The 22449-nt window shown below is 52.9% G+C and carries 24 protein-coding genes; 16 read left to right on the top strand and 8 right to left on the bottom strand.

Translation table 11 applies throughout. The features are described from left to right. Window positions 1-56: 56 nt before the first annotated feature. From F3F93_RS02465 to F3F93_RS02500, 8 genes are all read right to left on the bottom strand, one after another. Window positions 57-1127, bottom strand: coding sequence for an AI-2E family transporter (locus F3F93_RS02465; protein ID WP_176957571.1), 1071 nt, complete (start codon window positions 1125-1127; stop codon window positions 57-59). Continuing rightward, window positions 1115-1606 (bottom strand): DUF4149 domain-containing protein, encoded by a 492-nt coding sequence (locus F3F93_RS02470; protein WP_176957572.1) that lies wholly within the window; start codon window positions 1604-1606, stop codon window positions 1115-1117. The genes F3F93_RS02465 and F3F93_RS02470 overlap by 13 nt, the downstream gene beginning before the upstream one ends. Window positions 1607-1743: 137 nt before the next feature. Continuing rightward, window positions 1744-2217 carry a transcription elongation factor GreA gene (gene greA, locus F3F93_RS02475; RefSeq protein ID WP_176957573.1) on the bottom strand — a complete coding sequence of 158 codons (474 nt, stop codon included), beginning with the start codon at window positions 2215-2217 and terminating at the stop codon, window positions 1744-1746. A gap of 31 nt (window positions 2218-2248) precedes the next feature. Continuing rightward, window positions 2249-5464 (bottom strand): carbamoyl-phosphate synthase large subunit, encoded by a 3216-nt coding sequence (carB, locus tag F3F93_RS02480; RefSeq protein WP_176957574.1) that lies wholly within the window; start codon window positions 5462-5464, stop codon window positions 2249-2251. A gap of 169 nt (window positions 5465-5633) precedes the next feature. Next, window positions 5634-6929 (bottom strand): bifunctional diguanylate cyclase/phosphodiesterase, encoded by a 1296-nt coding sequence (locus tag F3F93_RS02485; RefSeq protein WP_176957575.1) that lies wholly within the window; start codon window positions 6927-6929, stop codon window positions 5634-5636. Between the two features lie 40 nt (window positions 6930-6969). Continuing rightward, window positions 6970-7563, bottom strand: a complete 594-nt coding sequence (locus tag F3F93_RS02490) for a TIGR04282 family arsenosugar biosynthesis glycosyltransferase (protein WP_241696902.1) — start codon at window positions 7561-7563, stop codon at window positions 6970-6972. A 14-nt stretch (window positions 7564-7577) separates the two neighbouring features. Further along, window positions 7578-8267 carry a TIGR04283 family arsenosugar biosynthesis glycosyltransferase gene (locus tag F3F93_RS02495; RefSeq protein WP_194334947.1) on the bottom strand — a complete coding sequence of 230 codons (690 nt, stop codon included), beginning with the start codon at window positions 8265-8267 and terminating at the stop codon, window positions 7578-7580. Further along, window positions 8257-9324, bottom strand: coding sequence for a hypothetical protein (locus F3F93_RS02500; RefSeq protein ID WP_176957576.1), 1068 nt, complete (start codon window positions 9322-9324; stop codon window positions 8257-8259). The genes F3F93_RS02495 and F3F93_RS02500 overlap by 11 nt, the downstream gene beginning before the upstream one ends. Window positions 9325-9370: 46 nt before the next feature. Here F3F93_RS02500 and rlmN point away from each other — a divergent pair, with 46 nt between their 5' ends. From rlmN to F3F93_RS02580, 16 genes are all read left to right on the top strand, one after another. Continuing rightward, entirely contained in the window at window positions 9371-10465 is a 1095-nt protein-coding gene (gene rlmN / locus F3F93_RS02505) for a 23S rRNA (adenine(2503)-C(2))-methyltransferase RlmN (protein WP_176957577.1), read from the top strand. Window positions 10466-10476: 11 nt separating this feature from the next. After that, complete coding sequence (gene mtnP, locus F3F93_RS02510) at window positions 10477-11340, top strand: S-methyl-5'-thioadenosine phosphorylase (RefSeq protein WP_241696903.1); 864 nt, start codon at window positions 10477-10479, stop codon at window positions 11338-11340. Continuing rightward, a complete protein-coding gene (locus F3F93_RS02515) occupies window positions 11337-12119 on the top strand; it encodes a tetratricopeptide repeat protein (protein ID WP_241696904.1) in 783 nt (260 codons plus the stop codon). The genes mtnP and F3F93_RS02515 overlap by 4 nt, the downstream gene beginning before the upstream one ends. A 2-nt stretch (window positions 12120-12121) precedes the next feature. Next, window positions 12122-13033: a helix-turn-helix domain-containing protein gene (locus F3F93_RS02520; protein ID WP_176957579.1), complete on the top strand. Its 912-nt coding sequence runs from the start codon at window positions 12122-12124 to the stop codon at window positions 13031-13033. 80 nt (window positions 13034-13113) lie between these two features. After that, window positions 13114-13791 (top strand): rRNA adenine N-6-methyltransferase family protein, encoded by a 678-nt coding sequence (locus F3F93_RS02525; RefSeq protein ID WP_176957580.1) that lies wholly within the window; start codon window positions 13114-13116, stop codon window positions 13789-13791. Between the two features lie 84 nt (window positions 13792-13875). Next, entirely contained in the window at window positions 13876-14397 is a 522-nt protein-coding gene (locus F3F93_RS02530; RefSeq protein WP_176957581.1) for a hypothetical protein, read from the top strand. A 95-nt stretch (window positions 14398-14492) separates the two neighbouring features. After that, the gene (locus F3F93_RS02535; protein ID WP_176957582.1) at window positions 14493-15554 is read left to right on the top strand and encodes a lytic murein transglycosylase; all 1062 of its coding nucleotides are present in this window, start codon (window positions 14493-14495) and stop codon (window positions 15552-15554) included. A gap of 38 nt (window positions 15555-15592) precedes the next feature. Next, window positions 15593-16372, top strand: coding sequence for a septal ring lytic transglycosylase RlpA family protein (locus F3F93_RS12535; protein WP_176957583.1), 780 nt, complete (start codon window positions 15593-15595; stop codon window positions 16370-16372). A gap of 1 nt (window position 16373) precedes the next feature. After that, window positions 16374-16907 carry an LOG family protein gene (locus F3F93_RS02545; protein ID WP_176957584.1) on the top strand — a complete coding sequence of 178 codons (534 nt, stop codon included), beginning with the start codon at window positions 16374-16376 and terminating at the stop codon, window positions 16905-16907. After that, window positions 16907-17785 (top strand): RluA family pseudouridine synthase, encoded by an 879-nt coding sequence (locus tag F3F93_RS02550; protein WP_176957585.1) that lies wholly within the window; start codon window positions 16907-16909, stop codon window positions 17783-17785. Before F3F93_RS02545 ends, F3F93_RS02550 begins: the two co-directional genes overlap by 1 nt. After that, window positions 17779-18996, top strand: a complete 1218-nt coding sequence (locus tag F3F93_RS02555; protein WP_241696905.1) for a D-alanyl-D-alanine carboxypeptidase family protein — start codon at window positions 17779-17781, stop codon at window positions 18994-18996. Before F3F93_RS02550 ends, F3F93_RS02555 begins: the two co-directional genes overlap by 7 nt. A gap of 2 nt (window positions 18997-18998) precedes the next feature. Next, window positions 18999-19850 carry an aminotransferase class IV gene (locus F3F93_RS02560; RefSeq protein ID WP_176957586.1) on the top strand — a complete coding sequence of 284 codons (852 nt, stop codon included), beginning with the start codon at window positions 18999-19001 and terminating at the stop codon, window positions 19848-19850. Next, on the top strand, window positions 19847-20488 hold the full coding sequence (locus F3F93_RS02565) for an HAD family hydrolase (RefSeq protein WP_347239172.1): 642 nt from the start codon (window positions 19847-19849) through the stop codon (window positions 20486-20488). The genes F3F93_RS02560 and F3F93_RS02565 overlap by 4 nt, the downstream gene beginning before the upstream one ends. After that, window positions 20485-21330, top strand: a complete 846-nt coding sequence (locus tag F3F93_RS02570) for an Hsp33 family molecular chaperone HslO (RefSeq protein ID WP_176957587.1) — start codon at window positions 20485-20487, stop codon at window positions 21328-21330. The genes F3F93_RS02565 and F3F93_RS02570 overlap by 4 nt, the downstream gene beginning before the upstream one ends. Continuing rightward, window positions 21314-22033, top strand: coding sequence for a SprT family zinc-dependent metalloprotease (locus F3F93_RS02575; RefSeq protein ID WP_176957588.1), 720 nt, complete (start codon window positions 21314-21316; stop codon window positions 22031-22033). Before F3F93_RS02570 ends, F3F93_RS02575 begins: the two co-directional genes overlap by 17 nt. A gap of 99 nt (window positions 22034-22132) precedes the next feature. Further along, window positions 22133-22441 (top strand): hypothetical protein, encoded by a 309-nt coding sequence (locus F3F93_RS02580; RefSeq protein ID WP_241696907.1) that lies wholly within the window; start codon window positions 22133-22135, stop codon window positions 22439-22441. The last annotated feature ends 8 nt before the right edge of the window (window positions 22442-22449 follow it).

Here is a 22449-nt window from a genome sequence, read left to right on the forward strand (position 1 = left end):
AAAAACCGATTATATAAAGCTGCTGCACCCTAAAAGGCACCCATCCAGTGTCAATGTCAGTTTTCATCCGCAGCGAATTCATGGCGACGCTCCAGCACAATGGATACCACACTTTTCACCAGCGCTGCCATCGGTATGGCAATGACCACACCGACAATACCCCACAAGCTGCCAAACACCAGTATGGCCACAATAATCGCAATAGGATGCAGATTAACAATCTCAGAGAAGAGCCAGGGCACAATCACATTGGCATCGATCGCCTGTACCACCGCATATGCAAGGACACTGTAGGCCATGGTATCGGTCCAGCCCCACTGGAAGAAGGAGAGCAGGATCACCGGCACAGTAACCACGGCAGCACCAACAAAGGGAATCCACACCGAGATACCGGTAAGCACACCCAGCAGCAGTGCATATTCATGCCCCATCCACCAGAACACCAGCCACATCGCCAAGCCGACAATAAATGCCTCCCAGAATTTACCCCGGATATAGTTGCCAATCTGAATATCCAGCTCAGCCCATACGCGCTGCAGCAGTGAGCGTTCGGTAGGCAGAAACTGCTGTGTCCAGCTGATAATCAGGTTTTTATCCTTGAGGAAGAAGAAGACCATCACCGGCACCAGTACGGCATAGACCAGTAGCGTGATCATGCCCGGAATTGAGGCGATCGAGAAGGTGAGCAGTGCTCCGCCCCACTCCTGCAATTTCAGGGCGATCGCGGCAACCACCTTCTGCAGGAAGGCCGGATTCATCCACTCGGCATGGTTGGCCTGCAGCTGTAGCAGCATCTCCCTGATCGACTGCACATATTGCGGTGCATTCATCACCAACCGTCCCACCTGCTCGGTTAACAGTGGCAGCACTGCCAGCAGCGCAAACATGATCAACAGCAGCGCACCACCACCGGCAACCGCGATAGCCAAAAGGCGCGGCACCTTGCAGTGTTGCAGAAGATCAATGACACCATCAAGCACATAGGCCAGGGCAATAGCCAGAAGAACCGGTGCCAGAATCGGCCCCAGCAGGAAGAGCAGAAGGAATATAACCAGCAGCGAGGAGAGCAGCATCACCAGTTCGGTGTCTGCCATACGCTTCTTCAGCCAGTCAGTCAGGACGAACATGCCGCTCCGGGTTTGGTCGGCCCTAAAGCCACCAGTGCAGCAGCCGCGATGGCTGCAATCAGGTGAACTGTGGCGCTTACCCCGTGCCACATGCCAAACTGCTTGCGAAGCGGATGCTCAGCAGCCACAACATCCATCGAACCGATCTGCACTTTCAACTCCGCCAGAATCGGTGAAATAGTATACTCATTGGTCACTATCAGCAGCACAAGCAGTGCCAGAAAACCCCAACGCAGGCGGCCGATCTGCATGCCAGCACTGCGCATGCGCAGCCAGAAGACAATCACCGCAGCAGAGAGCAGCATCAGTCCCAAATTGGCAATATGGAAGATCTCTCCGGCCAGTGCTCCGGCCAGAGATAGTGAACCGGCTTTATCAAAGAGAACCGGAGCCACAACAAAGCCGGGCACCACAAGCAGCCCCAGCATCAGTGCCAGAGTGAGTCGAACCGAACCGATGCGAATACACTCAACTCTCAACATGGACTCCTGTAACGATCAACCTGCATCTACCCGCACATGGATGTGCGGCGGGCGAAGCCCGTAAGCTCAGCAAAACCACGTTTTTGCTGAGTGGCCAAGCAAAACTCATGGACGAGTTTTGCGAATCAATCAAACTACACGTAGCTGATCTCCTGAACCTCATACTCGCGCTCACCACTTGGCGCCTGCACGACAATCACATCGCCCTGCTCTTTACCGATCATGGCGCGTGCAATCGGAGAGGTGATGGAAACTTTACCCGCCTCGATATTGGCCTCATCAACACCAACCACCTGATAGGTCACCTCTGTGCCCTCATCAAGATCGATCAACTCTACAGTAGCTCCGAAAACAATCTTCTCGGCTGTGATGGTGGCCGGGTCAATAACGTGGGCGCGGGCCAGCGTATCCTCAATCTGAGAGATGCGTCCCTCATTCATACCCTGCTCCTCTTTGGCAGCATGGTATTCGGCATTCTCGGAGAGATCACCGTGCGCTCGCGCCTCTTCAATCGTTCTCACGATCCTGTGGCGATTCTCCCCCTTCAGATATGCGAGGGTTTCACGCAGTGCTTCAGCACCCTGTTTGGTCATCGGTACACGTTCCAAATACTTCTCCTGATCCCTAACGATTTACGCCTTACTGACGATGATATTCCTGAATACTTTTTACTACGGTTACATCCGAGTGACCGGCAATGGCCTGGGCAGCTGCAAGGCCGCCAGCCATGGTTGTGTAGTAGGCGATGCCACGATCCAGTGTTGCCTCACGAATTGATTTGGAGTCCCTGATCGCCTGTTCACCCTCAGTGGTATTGATAATCAGATTCACCTCATCGTTAAGCAGGCGGTCAACAACATGCGGACGCACACCATCGGTCACCTTGGCAACCATCTCGGAAGCCACACCGGCAGCAGCCAGTGCCTGATGGGTACCGCTGGTAGCCAGCAGCTCAAATCCGGCACCGGTTAATACCCTGCCAATCTCAACGGCATGCGCCTTATCACACTCACGTACCGAGATAAATGCACGTCCGGATTCAGGCAGTCGCACACCACCGCCAAGCTGTGCCTTGGAGAAGGCAGCAGTAAAGGTGGTGGCAATACCCATCACCTCACCTGTCGACTTCATCTCTGGCGAGAGCAGCGGATCAACACCACGGAACTTCACAAACGGGAAGACCGCCTCTTTCACTGCCTTGAAATCTTTCGGCTGCGGAATCTCAGTAATACCCTGCTCATCAAGTGACTGACCGGCCATAATTCGCGCGGCAATCTTGGCCAGCGGTTTGCCGGTTGCCTTGGAGACAAACGGAACCGTACGTGAGGCACGAGGATTAACCTCCAGCACATAGATCGTCTCGCCCTGAATGGCGAACTGGATATTGAGCAGACCCTTGACGTTGAGTGCCAGCCCCAGCGCCTCAGTCTGACGAATCACCTCACTGATAATCTCGTCAGAGATCGAGTGCGGCGGCAGGCAGCAGGCTGAATCGCCCGAGTGTACTCCGGCCTCTTCGATATGCTCCATAATGCCACCGATCACAACCCGCTTGCCATCAGCCAGCGCATCGACATCAAGCTCAATTGCCTGATTCAGGAAGCGATCGAGCAGAACCGGATGATCAGGTGATGCCTGTACAGCCTCACGCATATAACGCAGCAGACCCTTCTCATTATGTACGATCTGCATCGCGCGGCCACCAAGCACATAGGATGGACGCACCACAACCGGATAACCGATCTCATTGGCCACAGCAACCGCCTCTTCAGTGGAGCGGGCAGTACCATTCTCTGGCTGCTTCAGCTTCAGTTCATGCAGCAACTGCTGGAAACGTTCACGATCCTCTGCCAGATCGATCATATCAGGCGAGGTGCCGATAATCGGCACACCGGCTGCCTCCAGTGATTCGGCCAGCTTCAGTGGTGTCTGACCACCGAACTGCACGATCACGCCATACGGCTTCTCCACATCAACAATAGCCATCACATCTTCATAGGTCAGCGGCTCAAAGTAAAGGCGATCAGAGGTGTCATAATCGGTCGATACGGTTTCGGGGTTACAGTTGACCATGATCGTCTCATAACCATCTTCCGAGAGTGCAAAGGCGGCATGTACGCAGCAGTAGTCAAACTCAATACCCTGACCGATACGGTTGGGGCCACCACCAAGCACCATGATCTTTCTGGCGTCGGTCGGGCGTGCTTCACACTCATCTTCATAGGCTGAGTAGAGGTATGGCGTATGCGCTTCAAACTCTGCAGCACAGGTATCCACACGTTTAAACACCGGATTCATACCTGCTGCCTGACGTGTTTTGCGTACAGTCAACTCATCACTGCCAAACAGCTGAGCCAGACGCATATCAGAGATACCTTCGCGTTTGGCCTGACGCCACTCATCCAGACTCAGTGAGGCCACATCGCGGCCTGCAAGGCTAATCTCAAGCTGAATCACTGCCGCAATCTCACGGATAAACCACGGATCGATATGGGTGACATCAAACACCCGCGCTTCACTCCAGCCGGCGCGCAGTGCTTCGCCGATCCACCAGAGACGCTCTGCCCTTGGTACAGCCAGTTTATCCTGCAGGAAACGATCCTCATCAACATCATCGGGGATGGTGAAATCAAAACCACAGGAGCCGGTCTCAAGGCCACGCATCGCTTTACCAAGACTCTCAGTAAAGCTGCGACCAATGGCCATCACCTCACCCACAGACTTCATCTGTGTGGTCAGACGCGTATCGGCACCCTGAAATTTCTCAAAGGCAAAGCGAGGCAGCTTGGTGACCACATAATCGATGGTCGGTTCAAAGGCAGCCCAGGTTTCGCCGGTAATATCATTGCGGATCTCATCAAGGGTGTAACCGACAGCGAGCTTGGCTGCGATCTTGGCGATCGGGAAGCCCGTCGCTTTTGAAGCCAGCGCTGAGGAGCGCGATACACGCGGATTCATCTCGATAACAATCAGACGGCCATCTTTCGGATTGACGGCGAACTGAACATTGGAACCGCCTGTCTCCACACCGATCTCGCGCAGAATGGCGATCGAAGCGTCACGCATCTTCTGATACTCTTTATCGGTCAGTGTCTGGGCAGGTGCCACGGTAATCGAGTCACCGGTATGCACACCCATAGCATCGAAATTCTCGATTGAGCAGATAATCACGCAGTTATCAGCATGATCGCGCATCACCTCCATCTCATACTCTTTCCAGCCGATAATCGACTCTTCAACAAGAATCTCATCGGTTGGTGAAGCATCAAGACCGGAGGCTGCAATCTGTTCCAGCTCTTCCGGGTTATAAGCGATACCACCGCCGGAACCACCGAGGGTAAAAGATGGACGGATAATGATCGGGTAACCGATCTCGGCGGCCAGAACTCGCGTCTCTTCCATCGAGTGGGCAAAACCGCCACGTGCCATCTCCAGACCGATATGGTCCATCGCATGCTTAAAGCGTTCGCGATCCTCAGCTTTATCGATCGCATCGGGCTGGGCACCGATCAGTTTCACATTGAATTTTTCAAGGATGCCGTGCTTGTTCAGCGAGAGTGCACAGTTGAGCGCCGTCTGACCGCCCATCGTGGGCAGAATTGCGTCAGGGCGCTCCTTCTCAATAATCTTGGCAACAACCTCCCAGGTTACCGGCTCAATATAGGTAGCGTCGGCAAACTCGGGGTCGGTCATAATCGTGGCGGGATTGGAGTTAACCAGAATAACCCGGAACCCCTCCTCTTTCAGCGCCTTACAGGCCTGAACACCTGAATAGTCGAACTCACAGGCCTGACCGATAACAATCGGACCTGCTCCCAGAATCATAATGGATTGAATATCTTTACAGCGTGGCATCGGCGTGGCTTCTCCTTGATCGGAACCTTGAGTTCCAGACACAGAAAACGGGCAAGTTCATGACTCACCCGCCAATTCGCCAACCCTAGCGTGACTGGGCTATCGGGAAAAGGTGCAAGGTGAATTATTTCAGATGATTGCCCGTGGCAATGGCTCGGCTTTGCGCCTGCTAATCAGACACTGTTGTCTGATGCCAGCCAAGCAGCTCATCACCAGCCAGCGGCTCACAGATATAATAACCCTGTGCAATATCGCAGCCGAATTGATGCAGCAGCTCAAGTTCCTCAACCCTTTCAACGCCTTCGGCCACTACTTTCATGCCGAATTCATGGGCAAGCGCAACCACAGCCTTGACCAGCTTCTGGTTGCCAGGTTGCCCTGCCAGGCCGGTAACAAAGCTCTGATCGATCTTTAACTCACTGGCAGGCAGATCCTTCAGATAGGCCAGGGATGAATAACCTGTGCCGAAATCATCAATCGAGATACCAAAACCTCGCTGGCGTAATCGACCCAGCGCTTTAATAGCCAGCCGGGCATGTTCCATTACAGAGCTTTCAGTCACCTCAATCACCAGTGGATAACCCTCTAGTTCATAGGCATCCACCCACCGCTCAATATCGCTGATCAGATTCGGACTCAACAGATCCCTGACCGAGACATTCATCGAGAGCGGAAAAATATGCCCTGCCGCCTTCCACTCAGCCGCCTGAGCCAGGCTCTTCTCCAACATCCAGCGGGTAAGATCACGGATCAAGCCGGTCGCTTCAGCAACAGGGATAAAGCGGCCTGGCGAGATATGCATCTCTTGCCAGCGTGAGAGCACCTCCAGCCCCACCAGTTTACCACTCTCAATATTTACCTGCGGCTGATAATTGAGATTCAATGTTCCCTTTCGAATAGCCCGGCGCAGTTCACCGAAAAGTTTCAGATTCTCACCTGCCTGCCTGGCCATGCTGCCCTGAAAGATAAAGGTGGTCTCTTTTCTCTTTTTTGCCTCATTGGCGGCCACCATCGCGCCCCGCATCAGATCACTGGCAGATGCACAGTGCATAGGAAAGATCGATATGCCCATATTCAGCCCCAGAAACAGCGACTCACCGCCAATATCAAACGGCTCTTCAAACCACCTGCTGAGCTTGTGGCAGACGTTGAGCACACCCTCATGCTCCGCCTCGGGAAGCAGCAGTGCAAACTCGTCACCCGTCAGGCGTGCAGGGGTATCCACCTTACGCACCACCGATTTTAAGCGCTCGGCAAACTGCACCAGCAGGGCATCACCCACGGCAAAACCGAGCGCCGAATTAATTTCAGAGAATGGAAACGGATCGATATGGATCAGAGCAAGGGAGGTGGTATGGCGCTTTGCCAGATCGATTTCATGCGCGATGCGCTCTTCCAGAAGCGTGCGGTTAGCCAGCCCCGTCAGGCGATCATAAAGAGCCACTGTATTATCGCTATCGGTCATATCACTCCCCTGGAGCAAGTTCTCTGCCTAAATTACTCTATCATGAAACCCTATGCCAGCCCGATGCTTCAGCGCGCACAAGATCAGCTGCAAGATCAACATCAAAACTGACATCTAACAGCCTTATTGAACAGTGCAATGCTTCAGCCTTCTGCAGCGATTGAGCCAGCACCTGCGCTGTTGACCACGATATCTCATCAAACAGTGGATAGGCAGCATTTATCGCCAGAAGGTCATATCCGCCATCTTCAACAGGGCCAATCACCACATCGTGATCAAGTACTGCTCTGGCAGCTTCAAGCAGTCGCTGCTCACTCATGTGTGGTGAGTCCGTCCCCAACAGCATCACACTGCCAGCGCCATCGTCAAAGAGACGATTCACCTGCCGCTGCATACGATCTCCGAGACTTCCCTCTCCCTGAGCAATTACAGGCAATGCGAATGGAGTGAAAAACGGGTGCTTCGGGTCATCTGCTGCGATCACGACAGATGCAAACAACCGCTTTGCCCGCTTAATCACCGTTGTTGCCATAGCCGCATGCAATGCTGCAGCCCGGTCGGCAGAGAATTCAGGCATCAGCCGAGTCTTAACCCGCCCCACCACAGGTGCCTTACACATAATGATAACTGTCATGTTTGAAATTTTCATCAGCGTGCCTGCCTGTAGATCAGCGCAAGCTGATCAGCTGGCCAACCCAGCCAGAAGAGCAGCCGGAGTTTCCACATCAGCAGAACAGTCCTGAGAATGCCTGAGCGCTCCCAGCGCCGGGAGCTGGTGATCACCTTCTGCCTCAGACAGGCGATCTTCCCTTCTCGTTTAAGTACCCTGGAGAGCGCGACATCCTCCATCAACGGCAGATCAGCAAAACCGCCGATCTTCTCAAACGACTTGCGGCGTACAAACTGACACTGATCACCTGTACTGATGCGACTCAAACGGGAGCGCAGATTGATCATCCAGCCGATCAGGGCAAAGGCGGGATGCGTGCCAGAGAGCCTGACATCAAAACGTCCTCCTACATATTCTGGAGAAACCATAACCTCTTTTACGGCTAACACATGAGTTGAAGAGATAATCGTATCTGCGTGCATAAAAAAGAGAATATCACTTTCACACTGTTCGGCACCGGCATTCATCTGCCGGGCCCGCCCAGCCTCTGAAGAGATCCAGCGCAACCCTGATTGCTGCAGCAACTCAAGCGTACCATCGTCTGAACCTCCATCGACAACAATCAACTCATCGGCGCCAAGCTGCTGCAACTGTTTGATCATCTGCGGCAGAATCCGATATTCATTGAAGAGCGGAACAATGACCGCGACAGTGAGATCAACCTTCAATATTCAGTGCTACCCAGCCACTTCCCGGCTCACGAAAATTGGTCACCTGGCCGTTCCAGACACGCCCGGCCAGGGCAATCAGCTTCTCACCGTGCATATAGAGGCGGATATCAAGCTTCATCTGCTTCCCCTCCACCTCGACCATGGATGCAGGAACCAGCTGTTGTACGATTGTCTCTTCACGATCCAGCGCTTCAAATCGAACACGACTTATACCCTTACCGAGCACCACACCCTTACCACCATGGCGTGCTGAAGGCTTAAACACCCAATGTTTGCGATCACGCCAAACCTGCTCCGGATCGATCTCGGCCAGCTGCACGGTTTGCGGGGTTACCGCACGAATCCTCTCAACAGTATCCGCAGCAGTACACTGCTCCAGCAATCCTTCGCGCCACCAGTCCACCATACGCGATTTATCACCGATCAGTGCATAACTGCGCGGATGTGGATTCAGCACCACCTGCCCTCTCTCATAAGCCGTGCGCACATGTGCGACATCCGCCGTTTCAAGGTAGAAATCGGTATGGCGATTGTAGATCGCATCAATCTTCACATCTTTAACATAGAGCCCGTCACTGTGCAGCTGAATATCTTCAGGGCTTACCACCACCACATGTCGACCATCCTGCTCAAAAAGTCCGGCGTAGGCCTGCATCTCCGGATACATAAACTGATTCGTTACATCCTCATCCATAATGGCGATGGTCGCCCAGTCGCCATGAAACATTTTAGTCAATCGCATTTCCAGTGATCCGGACAGCTCAGTCATAGCGGGCTGCGGCAGCCAGCGCTCATCACCAATATAGAGGCCACCGGCATTGTTATTAATCTCTATCAGCTTCGGGCCATCCGCGGTAAGATGGAAATCAAAACCCATCAACACACTTGGCCACTGCGTCTTTATCTTTGCCGTCTCAGGCAGACAGGCCTCCAGCAACCTGAGATAAGCCGGATTATCCTTCAATGCAAAGACACTACGTGAAAAGTCGAGCATGGTTCTGAAATCATGCCGTGGAATAGATACAGGGGTTTCGCTTGCCAGTGAGGTTGTCATGGCGCAAGACTATCTCAGAAACACGCACTCTGTCACAATGCGGCGCATGCCAAACTCATCATCGACACCCAACAACAACGACAAACCACAACTGCCTGTCATCTCCCAGAGTGAACTGCAGGATCTGATGAAGAAACACGGACAACCCGCCTTTCGTGCCAAACAGGTGATCGATTGGCGCAATAAGGGGGTACTCAACCCTGATGCGATGAAAAATATTCCGGGCGAACTGCGCCATATTCTCAATGCAGAGCTGATCTGTGAACCGTTGCGTCTTGTGCGCCGCGAATGCTCTGTTGACGGAACACGCAAGTATGTTTTTGCGCTGAATCGGCCACGTTTCTCCGGCAAGATGGTTGAGAGCGTACTGATCCCTGAACAGAGCCGAGGCACCGTATGCATCTCATCACAGGTGGGCTGCGTACTCGACTGCCCCTTCTGTCATACCGGCACACAGGGCTTTGAAGCCAACCTGACCGCTGGTGAAATCGTTGCCCAGGTGCTGATGATCAAGGCAGACCTGCACAATGAACCACTGGCCGGGGACCTGCACAATGAGGTCACGCATATTGTTTACATGGGCATGGGAGAACCGCTGGCCAATGAGACAGGGCTTCACGACAGCCTGATAGCGCTACTCTCGGATGACGGATTGAAACTCTCGCGCCGCAGGATCACAGTATCAACCTCAGGCCTTGTTCCCCAGATCAACCGTCTTGGCGAAGCCTTCAATGTTAACCTGGCCATCTCGCTGCACTCGGCCATCGACTCACTTCGCGACACCCTCGTGCCGATCAATAAAAAGCACCCGCTCAAACAACTGCGCGACTGCCTGAACCGGTACTCTCTGGGCAAACAGCGCCATATCACACTGGAGTATGTGCTACTCAAAGAGACCAACGACAGAGAAGAGGATATCCGGGCACTGATCGATTTTGTTAACCCTGAGCGTGAGCGGGTCAATCTCATCCAGTTCAACCCCTATCCCGGCAGCCCCTACGATGGAAGTTCGAAGGAACACATGAGCAAATTTGCGCAACAGTTGATTTCAAAAGGAATTCGTGCCACTGTAAGGCGATCGCGAGGACAGGATATCATGGCTGCCTGCGGACAGCTGAAAGCGGAGACCTCGAAAGAGTGATGGGAGAACAGATGCAAGCGCGCACGGGCATTATTGGCGGCAGCGGATTATATGACATTCAGGGCATCGAGGTGATCGACTCACTTGATATCGATACGCCCTACGGAAAACCTTCAGATGAACTGCTACTGGCCAGAATAGATGGCCATGAAGTGGTGTTCCTGCCCCGCCATGGCCGCAATCACGCCACTCCACCCCATAAGATCAACTACCGCGCCAACATCTATGCCATGAAACTGGCAGGTGTGAAACGCATTATCTCCATCTCTGCAGTCGGCTCATTGAGAGAGGAGATTGTACCCGGCCATTTTGTGCTTGTTGATCAATTTGTCGATCGCACCCACAGCAGAGAGGGGACCTTTTTTGATGGTCCGGTTGTTGCCCATGTCTCCATGGCTGATCCGGTATGCAACTGCCTGAAATCATCGCTGCTGAAAGCCTGCACCAGCGCCGGGATCACCACGCATGAAAACGGCAGCTACCTGGTGATGCAGGGACCTCAATTCTCCACACGTGCTGAATCAGAACTCTATCGCAGCTGGGGCATGGATGTGATCGGCATGACCAACATGCCGGAGGCCAAGCTCGCCCGTGAAGCTGAGATCTGTTACGCCACAGTGGCCATGAGTACCGATTACGACTGCTGGCATGAAGAGGAGGAGGATGTCTCGGTACAGTCGATCCTTGATATCATGCGTGGTAACGGCATGAAAGCACAGGCGATGCTGCAAAGCTATTTCAGCAACCTGTCGAAAGATGAGAGATGCAGCTGCGGCTGCCCCACTGCTCTGGAGCACGGTATTTTTGCTGACCTGAAAGCCCAGAGTGATTCGGCGATAAGGCCTGTCCATGCACTGGTGGAGAGATTCTTATGATCAGACCACAGATGATGACCGGCAGGCAACTTACGACAGCCCTGCTGATGCTCATTGCCATTGCAGTAACTGGCTGCGCAGGTAATCCCAAGCAGAGTGAGCAGAACCAGAAGCTGGCTGAAACCCATTACAAACTGGGACTGGATGCACTCAGTAAAGAGGGCATGCTGCCCAAAGCCTTTGAAGAGCTGATGAAGTCTGATGCCCTGCGCCCGAATCAACCCGAGGTCCTCGATGCACTGGCCTATGCCTGGCTGCTGCGTGGAAACTTCGCTAATGCGGAAGCCTACTATAAGCGCGCCATGCGCCATGACGCTGGCTCAGCGACAAAGAACAACTATGCCAACCTGCTCAATCGAAGCGGTCGCTTTAAGGAGGCTGAGGTGATGGCGCGCGCTGCGCTGGATGATCCGCGCTACCCTAATCAGGATTTTGCCTTTATTAATCTTGGTGATGCCCTGCTCGGCCAGAAGCGGATCGCTGAAGCCGTCAAAGCTTACAATCAGGCTCAGACATTCAGTCCTGAGAGCCTGCTCCCTAAGATCAAGACAGCCAATGCCTATGCTGAGGATAACCGGCTGAATGAGGCACGCCTGCTCTATCAGGCCCTATATAATAATAACAAAAGCAATCGCAGCATTGTCGAAGGTCTTCTTACCATCCTGAAAAAACAGGGATCCAAATCTCAGGCACGACAGATACTCGAGGATTTCAACCAGAATGCTGCCTCCGTGATGGATCAGGCTTGGGCACTGGATGAGATGGAACGGCTGTATTAACCATGAACAATGAGGCCACGATGATACCTGAAGAGCAGAGCTCACCACGTCAGGCACTGCTGATTGAGATCGGCAGAAAACTCAACGAAGCAAGAGAGCGACGTGGTGAGAGCATTGACGCACCGGCTCGCCTGCTAAAACTCAGCAGATCCAATCTTGCCTCTCTGGAGTCGGGAGACTGGGCCGATCTTCCCGATGAAGTTTACGCGCTCGGTTTCCTGCGTCAGTACAGCAGGTATCTGCAGCTTGATATCACGCATGAGCTGGAGCTGCTTAAGAACGATCAGTACCAGCTGACCAAGCCACTCACCTTCCCCGACCCTGCTGTTGCACCCTCAAGAAAATGGGCCTGGATCGCAGGCATTGCGTTTGTCGTTTTTTTCATCCTGTTCAATATCCTTAACAGCAGCAATAGCGAGATCGAAACGCCCGATGCAGAGGTCGAATTTGCGCCGGCCATGCAGACAGAGGTGGAGACAGCAGTAGTCGATGAAACTGAACCTGCCAGTGATGAACAGACACCGGCCGTCGAAGCCGATACCTCCGCTGTTGCCGACAGGCCAACAGAAAGCGCTGCAACAACAACAGCAGCAGAAGAAACCACACAAAAGGCAGCTCCCGCCAGCGCGCAGCAACACCTCTACCGTTTCGAAGCGGTTGATGGTGATGTCTGGCTACAGATATTCCTGCCTGATGAGGGTGGTATTAAAAGAGCCAAACCGCATCGTGAGGCGCTATTAAAGCAGGGTTATCACGTCGATGTCAGCAGCAGCTCAGAGAAGCTGTGGATCACCTGTGGCAATGCACTCAGCCTGCGTATCAAAGTAGATGGAAAAATCGCAGCTGATACGGGCAGCTTGAGCAACAACAGAAAGATTCTGCGTGATCACCTGTTCAGCATAGGAAAACCTTAAACCGGCAAAACAGCCTTGCCATTTCCAACCATCTGCTGCATATTGCTGAGCCTTGATAAACGCTTACGAGGGGAGCTTTTATGACCGCCACAGACTTTCAATCCGCACGACGCAACATGGTCGAGTACCAGATTCGCTGCTGCAAAGTACTGGATCCAACAACACTTGATCTGATTGAGTCGATGCCTCGTGAGAATTTCCTGCCTGAACATCTGCGCAGCCTTGCCTATATGGAGGGCCACGTGCCACTCCCCGCCAATCAGGAGATGCTCTCACCGCTGCAGGAGGCGATGATTCTGCAGTGTCTGATGCTTGAGGGTCATGAGCGTGTGCTTGAGATTGGCACGGGCACAGGTTTCCTGACTACCATGCTGGCCATGCAGGCTGCTGAAGTGGTCGGCTGTGAGATCCATGCCACCCTTGCCGATCTCTCCCGCGATAACATCAGCAACCACGGCGTCAACAATGCCAAGGTACTACAGGTCAATGCCATGGATGCTGATGCGATGGCTGCACTCTCAGAGATGCAGCAACCCTTTGATGTAATTGTTCTTGGTGCATCAGTGAAAGAGGTTCCCGCCCATATCAACGCCCTGCTGGCAGAGAATGGCCAGATGATGGCCTTTATCGGCTCCAATCCTGTGGTTTCACTGATTCACCGTCGCAAAGTCGGCGCCAGCAGTCAGGACGTGGGCATGTTTGAAACCCTGCTGCAGGATATGGAAGGCGTTCCGGAGTGCCGCGAATTCGTCTTCTAGGGCTACAAACATCTTCAAACTGTTGTGCCATCCGGCTCAATTAATACTGTTTTGCAACTGACACGCAGAGCCCCGGCTCTTCTCATGCTGCTATTGCTGGCAGCCTGCAGTGGTGAGGAGAAGCAAGCTGACGAGCCATGGCAGCAGAACCAGACAACCTACTTCTTTGCTGCAACCAGCATAGAACCAGAACAGCCACAGCATCGCATCCGTTTTGCACGCTCCCTGCTGCCAACTGAAGGTAGCGCAACGACATGGCAATTCAGCAGCTATGCTATCCCCGGCTATCGTGATACAGGCCTGCACCTGCAGCATCATCTGAAGATTACAACCCAGGCCGGTATTGAGGTGCATCCTGATCAGACATTTACCCTCCATTCACCTGCCATTGCCTATCCACTTGCTCTGACAGCACCAACGCGGGCGCTCTGGTTGCTGATCTCACCCGGCTCAGCAACTGCCAACGTATGGATGGCTCCGGCCTTCCTGCCTGATATTGCCGAGCAGGCTCAACGCGAGACACTTGAGCGTGCCAGACTTACTGAAAGCATGGCTGATGACGCCTACTATTTCGGTTACTCCAGCAATGATGATGCGCTTGAATAAACTAATACGACTCATCACCTTTTCCACCCCGGAGAGATGAATAATCCCCCTTTTTGGCACTATCTGAAAGCTTCATTCGCCGCTAAGGTTCGCAGATGATTTCTTCCTATAGCTCCATCTATCACTTCAACACTGTTGTACATACAACACTGCTGCTGCTCGCGCTTTTAATCTCAGCACCTCAGGCATCACAAGCCGCCGGCAAGGCGCCTGATGGCACGCAACATGTAAGCCGTGAAGAGCTTGTCACCCTGCTTGCCAGTGAAACCGGACTTCCTGCTAATGCCTTAACTGAAATCATTAAGGATGCGGTATTTAAACCCGGCATCATCGAAAGCATGAACAAACAGTGGGAAGCACAGCCCTACGCCAAATATCGACCACTGTTTATCAAGCAGAGCATGTCGGATAAGGGCAAGGCATTCCTTAAAGAGAACCGTTCAACATTCGCATCGGCTGAGCAGAAGTATCAGGTGGACAGCGCCATTATTGCCGGCATTCTGGGCATTGAAACACGCTTTGGTGAATCTCATGGCAGCAAACCCATTCTTGATTCACTCTATACGCTCTCTACAGGTTTCCCCAGACGGGCAAAGTTTTTCCGCAGCCAGCTTGCTGCCATCATTCAGATCTCTCTTCAGGATAAACTTAAACTCAATGAACTCAAAGGTTCATATGCCGGTGCCTTCGGTGCCATTCAGTTTATCCCCACCTCCTTCCGCGATTTTGCTGTGGATGATGATGGTGATGGCATTCGCGATGTGTTCAACTCCAAAGCGGACATTATCGGCAGTGTTGCCAACTATTTTCAGAAACATGGATGGCAGCACGGCAGGCCTGTTGCGCACTGGTTGCCGCCACGCACCAAGTTGAATAAAGCCTGGAAAGAAAATATTAAAGATAGCAAACCAAAACATTGGGTCACGCTGGCTGAGCTACGTCGTGAGATGCCAAAGGTTTTCAACAAGATTCCACTGCCATGGTTAGAAAGTGATAAAGTCAGCATCATTGAGATGCAGACGAAAAAAGGTAATCAGCTGGCGCTGGTACACTATAACTTCCGGGTCATCATGAGTTATAATCCATCGTTTAACTATGCCATGGCAGTTACTGAAATTGCAGCCATGTGGGAGAGTGAAAAATTCGCTGTCGACTAATTACCCTAACCCTGATTACCCTCTTCTCGATCGCTACATTGACAGGCTGCAACCATCAGAAAAGCAGCCAAACAGGAACGCCTCAGGGCAAACCCGGCAGTGTAGCCAAGTTACCTGATGGCAAAGGCGGCACCTACAAAACCGGCAACCCCTACATGGTAGCCGGGCGCTGGTATACGCCGATGCAACAGCTCACCTCATATGATCAGAGTGGCATCGCCTCATGGTATGGCGATGATTTTCACGGCAAGCTGACCGCCAACGGTGAGTCCTATGATATGTATAGTCTCTCAGCTGCGCATAAGACTCTGCCGCTGCCTACCCTTGTCCGGGTCACCAATCTGGAGAACGGACGCAGCGTGGTTGTACGCGTCAATGATCGCGGCCCTTTTGTCAAAGATCGCCTGATCGATCTCTCTTATGCTGCCGCCAATGCACTGGGCTTTATGGACAAGGGCACCACACATGTACGTGTGCAGACACTGGATCAGAAACCGGATCTTCAGGCCAAACCGGCAACCACCACTGTACCTGATGCCATTGCAGCACCTGTTCCTGCCCCTGCCGTTATAACAAGCGCAAAAGAGGCGGGTATTTTCGTGCAGCTGGGTGCCTTCGGATCTGAAGCCAATGCCAATCGTCTGCAGCAGTCACTGCACCCCCTCTATCCGACAGTTCGGCTGCATCCGAAGCTGGTGGTGGATCGAACCATCTACCGTGTACGTATCGGCCCGTTTGAAAGCATGCAGAAGGTGGAGGAGACAGTGATTTCACTACAGAAAAACGGCTATAATCAGACCGTTGTGGTGATTGAGTAAGATGGGCACTCGTCCTCGCCTGACCGCTTTCGGCTCATCCAGGCTCGGCCCGGACAACCCTGAGTATGCGGATGTATTTTCACTCTCCAGGGCCATTGCCGAGCAGGGTTGGGATGGCATGACCGGAGGACATCAGGGCATGATGGCCGCCTTCTCTGAAGGTATTCACGCCGGTGGTGGTCAGATTCGCGGCATTACCCTTGAGCGCTTCCCTACTCCACCCGACAACAGCCTCAGTGAAGAGATTCGTTCACGAAATTTCTTTGATCGCATGGGCACCCTGATTGAGGAGGCACAGGCCTGGCTGGTGCTGCCCGGTGGTCTTGGCACACTGGCTGAAGTGGCCATGACCTGGGATCTGCTGGCTATACGGGTACTGGAGCCAAGGCCTCTGCTTCTCTATGGGCAGATGTGGGAGCCTATTGTTGAAATACTCTCCTCAGAGCTGGTGTTATCTGCTGATAAAGCCTTCGATTCGATTCAGATCTGCCATAGCCATGAGGATGTACTCTCAGCCCTCAAGCCGTTTCGCTGATGAGTAGCAGTCAAAACGATTACCAGGATATCAATGTCACCGTTGCCGCTGAACATGCAGGCAACCGGTTGGATCAGGCTCTGGCATCCTGTTTTTCCCTCTCCCGACGCAGGGCACGCAAAGCTATTGATGAGGGTGGTGTCTATCTTAACCGTAAACGCTGCCGCACAGCAGGCAGGACACTTAAAGCCGGGGATAAACTGCGCCTTGTCATCCTTGAAAATGAGACACTGACACCATTTGATCCGGCGCAGTTGGTGTGGCAACAGCCACCGCTCTATCTGATCAACAAGCGCAGTGGCCAGTATGCGCAGGAGGCGCTGCACCGCAGTCGCGGCACACTGCCCGATGAGATTGCCCGCCACCTTCAACTGCATCCGAAAGATGCCGAGAATCTAAGACCTGTACACCGACTTGATAAAGGCACCTCCGGATTGATGCTCTTCGCATCCGATCCCCGCGTGCTTAATCATATTCAGAGTCTGTGGAAAACGTCGGCTTTTAAACGTTATCTGGCGGTCACTGAACCGGCTCCGGAGTGGGACGAACAGCGCATCACCCTGGCCATCGGTAAAAACCGCGATAGCAGAGGCTGCTACCATGTCTCGGAGGCCGGACGTGCATGTGACAGTGAGGCGCGGATTGTTGAGCGGCGCGGCAATCGGGCGCTGATTGAATTGATCCCGCATAGCGGCAGAACTCACCAATTGCGTGTCCATCTTTCCGCATTAGGGTGTCCCATTCTTGGTGATGCGCGCTACGGTGGTAAATCGTATGGCCGCCTGATGCTGCACGCCCAACAGTTACGTTTGGATCCCCCTGCACTGACAACCAGTCAGACGTGGGAAGCCCAACCTGAGGAGAATTGGCAATGGTAAACAGTGAAATGATTCGCAGCACAGGAGTGCGCGCTCTACTTGGATTATTGGCAGCCGCCCTTCTGATGATCTCACCGGCTCAGGCCACAGGTGTCTCATGGCCGAAAGCGCCACAGGTTGATGCCAGTTCATGGGCTGTGATCGATGCCCGTTCAGGACAGGTTGTCTCCGCCAATGATGCCGACAAACAGCTGCCGATGGCCAGTCTGACAAAAATGATGACCCTCTACCTCGCTTTTGAAGAGATCAAACTGGGGCGACTGGACACCAATGCCCGCGTATCGGTGAGTAAAAAGGCGTGGAAAATCGGTGGCAGCACCATGTTCCTTGAGCCACGCATGCAACCAACCGTAAAAGAGCTGCTGCACGGTATCGCCACCCTCTCCGGCAATGATGCCTGTATTGTGCTGGCTGAACATATTGACGGCTCTGAAGAGGGGTTTGCCCAGCGCATGAATGAGAAGGCCAAACAGCTGGGTATGCGCAACTCACACTTCCTCAACGCAACCGGTTTTCCGCAAGAGGGGCACTACAGTTCAGCGATGGATATGGCCATCCTTGGCGCAGCACTGTGGCGTGATTTCCCAGATATGTATGAGATCTTTGGTGAAAAGGGTTATACCTTCGATGGCCGCCACCAGCCCAACCGCAACCGCCTGCTCTGGAGCTATCCTGAAGCAGATGGCATCAAAACCGGCCACACCGAAGAGGCCGGATACTGTCTGGTAGGTTCAGCTGAGATGAACTCAACCCGCTTTGTCGCAGCTGTATTCGGCACTGATTCAGATCGCTCTCGTGCCCAGCAGACCAAAACCCTGCTGCAGTTCAGCTTCCGTAACTTTGTAACCGTGCGCCCTAGCGAGCGTGAAATCCGCCGTCAGGTTGAGGTGTTTGAAGGTACTGAGTCGCAGCTATGGCTGAAGCCGGCCGATCCAATCTGGGTTACTGTTCCAAAAGGTAATGAGGCCTCTCTCTCCTTCCGTCTGCGTTACGATGCACCGCTGAAAGCACCGATCAGTGAAGCCCAGAAACTGGGTACGATTGATGCCGTTTTCGGTGATCAGCGGGATAATGGACAAGTGCTTAAATCGGTCGATATGATCGCCACGCGCGCAGTGGAACGCGCCTCATGGGTCAGCCGTCAGTGGGATGGTCTGCGCCTATGGTGGCGTGACAGTAGCGATGAAGTGGCTGCAGAAGGTATCGAATAAGTATGACACTAACGGCCTGGGTTAATGGCCGCTTTCTGCCACTGGATGAGGCAACCATCCACATTGAGGATCGCGGTTTTCAGTTTGCCGATGGTGTCTATGAGGTGATTGCCTGCTTTGGCGGCAATTTCCTTGAACTTGACGCGCACATTGATCGTCTTCAGCGCTCGTGTGAAGGGATCGGCATCAGACTACTGAAATCCCGTACTGAGTTGATCGAACTGATTCATGAAACCTACCGGCGCAACCCCTTTGATCATGCCATGATCTATGTGCAGGCCACCCGTGGTGTAGCCCCGCGCAGCCACCTGATAATGCAGGAGATTGAACCGACACTGGTGATCACTTCCCGTGAACTCCCCTTCCCCTCATCGGAGAAACTCAGTGCCGGAGCCTCGGCGATCACACTGCCGGATATCCGCTGGAAACGGTGTGATATCAAATCCATCGCACTGCTGGCCAGTGTGATCGGCAAACAGGAGGCCGCACGGCAAAACGTTGATGAAGCATTCTGGCTTGATGATGAGGGACACCTTCTTGAGGGGTGTGCGACCAACTGCTTTGCTGTCATTAACGGTGAGATTGTCACCCACCCGCTTGATCATCAGGTACTTGGTGGCATCACCCGTTATCTGGCTCTGAAGGTGGCGCGTGAACATGGTATCAAAGTAGTAGAACGTCCCTGGAAACTGGATGAGAAAGGCTTAACAGAGTGTATGATGAGTAGCACCACCAACGCTGTGGTTGCAGTCAGTCATGTTGATGGCATCACCATCGGTGATGGCACAGCTGGCCCGGTATCAATAAAACTGCGGCAGTGGATGCTCGATGCGTTTGAGGCGATGAGACAGTGAGCAACGTAAAAGCGGTACTACTGGACATGGATGGCACCATCGTTGATGCCTTCCCCCCCATTATTCGCGCCCTGAACCAGACCTTTGTTGAGTATGGTCTGCCACAGATGAGTGCAAAAGAGGTTAAACGGCACACTGGCCGTGGTGACTGCAGTATGATCTCACTCTTTGGTGATCGCCGTGAAGAGGCAGGCAAGCGCTTTCTTGAAATCCACGATGAGGATTACCTTGAGCATATCAATCCACTACCCGGTGCCGAAAACCTCTTTGAGTGGCTTAAAGAGAAGGCTATTCCGTGTGCCATTGTAACCAGTAAGAGTCAGTCACGTGCTGAGGCGCAGTTTGCTGCGCTGGGCTGGAACCATCATGTTGCGGCGATTATCGGTAAAATTGACGGACGCCCTGAGAAACCTGATCCAACCCCGGTTCTGCTGGCCTGTGAAGCCCTCCAGGTTCAACCCGAATCCACGGTGATGATCGGTGATGGCATTGCCGATATGAAAGCGGCATCGCGTGCAGGAAGTCGTGGCCTGGGATTGTGTGACGCCTTCTCCACTGCGGAGTTGAGTGAAGCAGGTGCCAGCCACTGCTTTGATTCACTGGCTGAAATCCAGAACTGGTTAACAAGAGAGATATGACAACATCAGCTACAGCACCAGACACTCTAACCCGTTTTCTGCTTCCAGATGCATCGACTCGTGGCGCCATCATTCGCGGCAGTGGCATCATCGCTGAGGCCAAGCGCCTTCACGGCCTTAATGGCCCGGTTGCCGAACTGTTCGGGCAGACACTGCTTGCCTCCATTCTTCTTCTCAGCATCAGTAAAAGCGGTGTACGGCAGGTGCTGCAGATCGATGCAGCAAACGCATCATCTGCCCCGCTTCAGCGCCTGCTCTCTGAAGCACGCGGAGGGGCTGTGCGCGGCCTGGTCAGCTGGCAGGAGGAGCAGACCGCCCTGCGCTACGAACAGCACGAAGGTTTAAGCAGCTGGATGGGTAACCCGATTCGCCTCTCTACTGTACGAGATATGGGGGTCGGTCAACCCTATATCTCCACCATTGAACACCACTCCGATTTTCTTGCTGACCATATCATTCACTACCTGCATCAGTCGGTACAGATCAGAGCCGATGTTATCCTCACGGGCGATCTGGCCATCCTGATCGAAGCGATGCCCGGCTGCGATGAGGAGAAGTGGTTCAAGGCTGTGGAGGCGATGGCAAAGATTCCTGACACCCTGCTTGAAAACGGTTCCACTGAATCGATCCTGAGCTACTTCTCTTCTCTGAACTGCAAAACCGTCGGTAGTGATGCCTATGCCTATCGCTGTGACTGCACACAGGAGAAGATGAAGCTGGCACTGCAGGGCATTTCAGATGAGCAGTTGCGCGAACTTGCAGATGAGCATGGTAAAGTCATCCTCTCCTGCCAGTACTGCGATAACAGTTACGCGCTGGATATTGGTGAAGCTACAGCGTGAGCTAACGGATCACGGGTTCTCCTATAACCTGATCCGCAGTGCGAAGAGAAAAACCCTGAGCATCATCATTCGCGCCAACAGTGATGTCGATGTGCTCGTGCCAACCAGAACCCCTATCGCATTTGTCGAGCAGTTTGTCAGCAGCAAGTCAGCATGGATCAAGAAAAAACTTCATTTTAACAGCGAGATACGGCCTAGCGTTAAACTGAAAACATTCACCCGGGATGAACCGTTTCTGTTCAAGGGTAATACAGTAAATCTTGATATTCAAACTGGCCGAAGAGCTGTTGCTATCGTCGAAAACAAACTGACTGTTACCCTACCCGCCTCCACCGCTGTCGAGAAAAAAACAGCGCTCATCAGACGCGTGATTGAAAAGTGGTATCGCCAGCAGGCTGAAATCCATCTCAAGCAACGAACCGAGCAACTGGCTAAAGTGCTGGGTAAAAGCCCCACCCATGTCGGTGTAAAAGGTTACAGAAGCCGCTGGGGAAGTTGTCATCTTGATGGCCGTATCTATTTTAACTGGCGTCTGATCATGGCTCCTGAATGGGTTATCGATTATGTGATTCTACATGAACTCTGCCACCTGATTCACCACAACCATTCAAAAAATTACTGGGCTCTGGTGGAGTCTGTTATGCCCGACTATCGCCATGCCAAAGTGTGGTTAAAAACCAATTGCAACACACTTGATCTATAAACAGCTGACGTCGAAAACTCAACTCTGGCTCAATATATGCGATAGATATCTGTGTGAGGTGAGATGAAATAAAAAATGCGAGGTAGTGACATGAGGACTATGAATCTATCAGAACTGACCGACAGGCAGCATCGCTATTTCTCTGAGAACAGAGTCCACCATCAAGCCCAGAACGATTGGCATATTGATGTGTATGATGCCCCTTTCGATTTCATCCATATCTCCACAGCCTCCAAAGCGATCACCGAAGTGAGTTCCATCGATAAAATTGCCGAGCGTTTTATTGAAGGAGGTGGTGATATTGTCCGCTCAAAACTGGAGATTCCGGGCATTGGCACCCTGATTACCTGTGCCGACACCATCGGTCAGCGCTTCTCATTTATCGAAACAGAATCCGAACAGGCGTAATCGCCCCC

The organism is Mariprofundus sp. KV (genome assembly GCF_013387475.1).
Lineage (GTDB): Bacteria > Pseudomonadota > Zetaproteobacteria > Mariprofundales > Mariprofundaceae > Mariprofundus.

Excerpts from the sequence above, each read along its gene's own strand:
- rlmN (WP_176957577.1), top strand. The coding sequence starts at position 9,371 with ATGCCAAACTCATCATCGACACCCAACAACAACGACAAACCACAACTG.
- F3F93_RS02535 (WP_176957582.1), top strand. The coding sequence starts at position 14,493 with ATGATTTCTTCCTATAGCTCCATCTATCACTTCAACACTGTTGTACAT.
- F3F93_RS02570 (WP_176957587.1), top strand. The coding sequence starts at position 20,485 with ATGACAACATCAGCTACAGCACCAGACACTCTAACCCGTTTTCTGCTT.
- F3F93_RS02580 (WP_241696907.1), top strand. The coding sequence starts at position 22,133 with ATGAATCTATCAGAACTGACCGACAGGCAGCATCGCTATTTCTCTGAG.
- F3F93_RS02560 (WP_176957586.1), top strand. The coding sequence starts at position 18,999 with ATGACACTAACGGCCTGGGTTAATGGCCGCTTTCTGCCACTGGATGAG.
- F3F93_RS02525 (WP_176957580.1), top strand. The coding sequence starts at position 13,114 with ATGACCGCCACAGACTTTCAATCCGCACGACGCAACATGGTCGAGTAC.
- F3F93_RS02545 (WP_176957584.1), top strand. The coding sequence starts at position 16,374 with ATGGGCACTCGTCCTCGCCTGACCGCTTTCGGCTCATCCAGGCTCGGC.
- F3F93_RS02550 (WP_176957585.1), top strand. The coding sequence starts at position 16,907 with ATGAGTAGCAGTCAAAACGATTACCAGGATATCAATGTCACCGTTGCC.
- F3F93_RS02515 (WP_241696904.1), top strand. The coding sequence starts at position 11,337 with ATGATCAGACCACAGATGATGACCGGCAGGCAACTTACGACAGCCCTG.
- carB (WP_176957574.1), bottom strand. The coding sequence starts at position 5,464 with ATGCCACGCTGTAAAGATATTCAATCCATTATGATTCTGGGAGCAGGT.
- mtnP (WP_241696903.1), top strand. The coding sequence starts at position 10,477 with ATGCAAGCGCGCACGGGCATTATTGGCGGCAGCGGATTATATGACATT.
- F3F93_RS02490 (WP_241696902.1), bottom strand. The coding sequence starts at position 7,563 with ATGACAGTTATCATTATGTGTAAGGCACCTGTGGTGGGGCGGGTTAAG.
- F3F93_RS02555 (WP_241696905.1), top strand. The coding sequence starts at position 17,779 with ATGGTAAACAGTGAAATGATTCGCAGCACAGGAGTGCGCGCTCTACTT.
- F3F93_RS02500 (WP_176957576.1), bottom strand. The coding sequence starts at position 9,324 with ATGACAACCTCACTGGCAAGCGAAACCCCTGTATCTATTCCACGGCAT.
- F3F93_RS02530 (WP_176957581.1), top strand. The coding sequence starts at position 13,876 with ATGCTGCTATTGCTGGCAGCCTGCAGTGGTGAGGAGAAGCAAGCTGAC.
- F3F93_RS02465 (WP_176957571.1), bottom strand. The coding sequence starts at position 1,127 with ATGTTCGTCCTGACTGACTGGCTGAAGAAGCGTATGGCAGACACCGAA.
- F3F93_RS02520 (WP_176957579.1), top strand. The coding sequence starts at position 12,122 with ATGAACAATGAGGCCACGATGATACCTGAAGAGCAGAGCTCACCACGT.
- F3F93_RS02485 (WP_176957575.1), bottom strand. The coding sequence starts at position 6,929 with ATGACCGATAGCGATAATACAGTGGCTCTTTATGATCGCCTGACGGGG.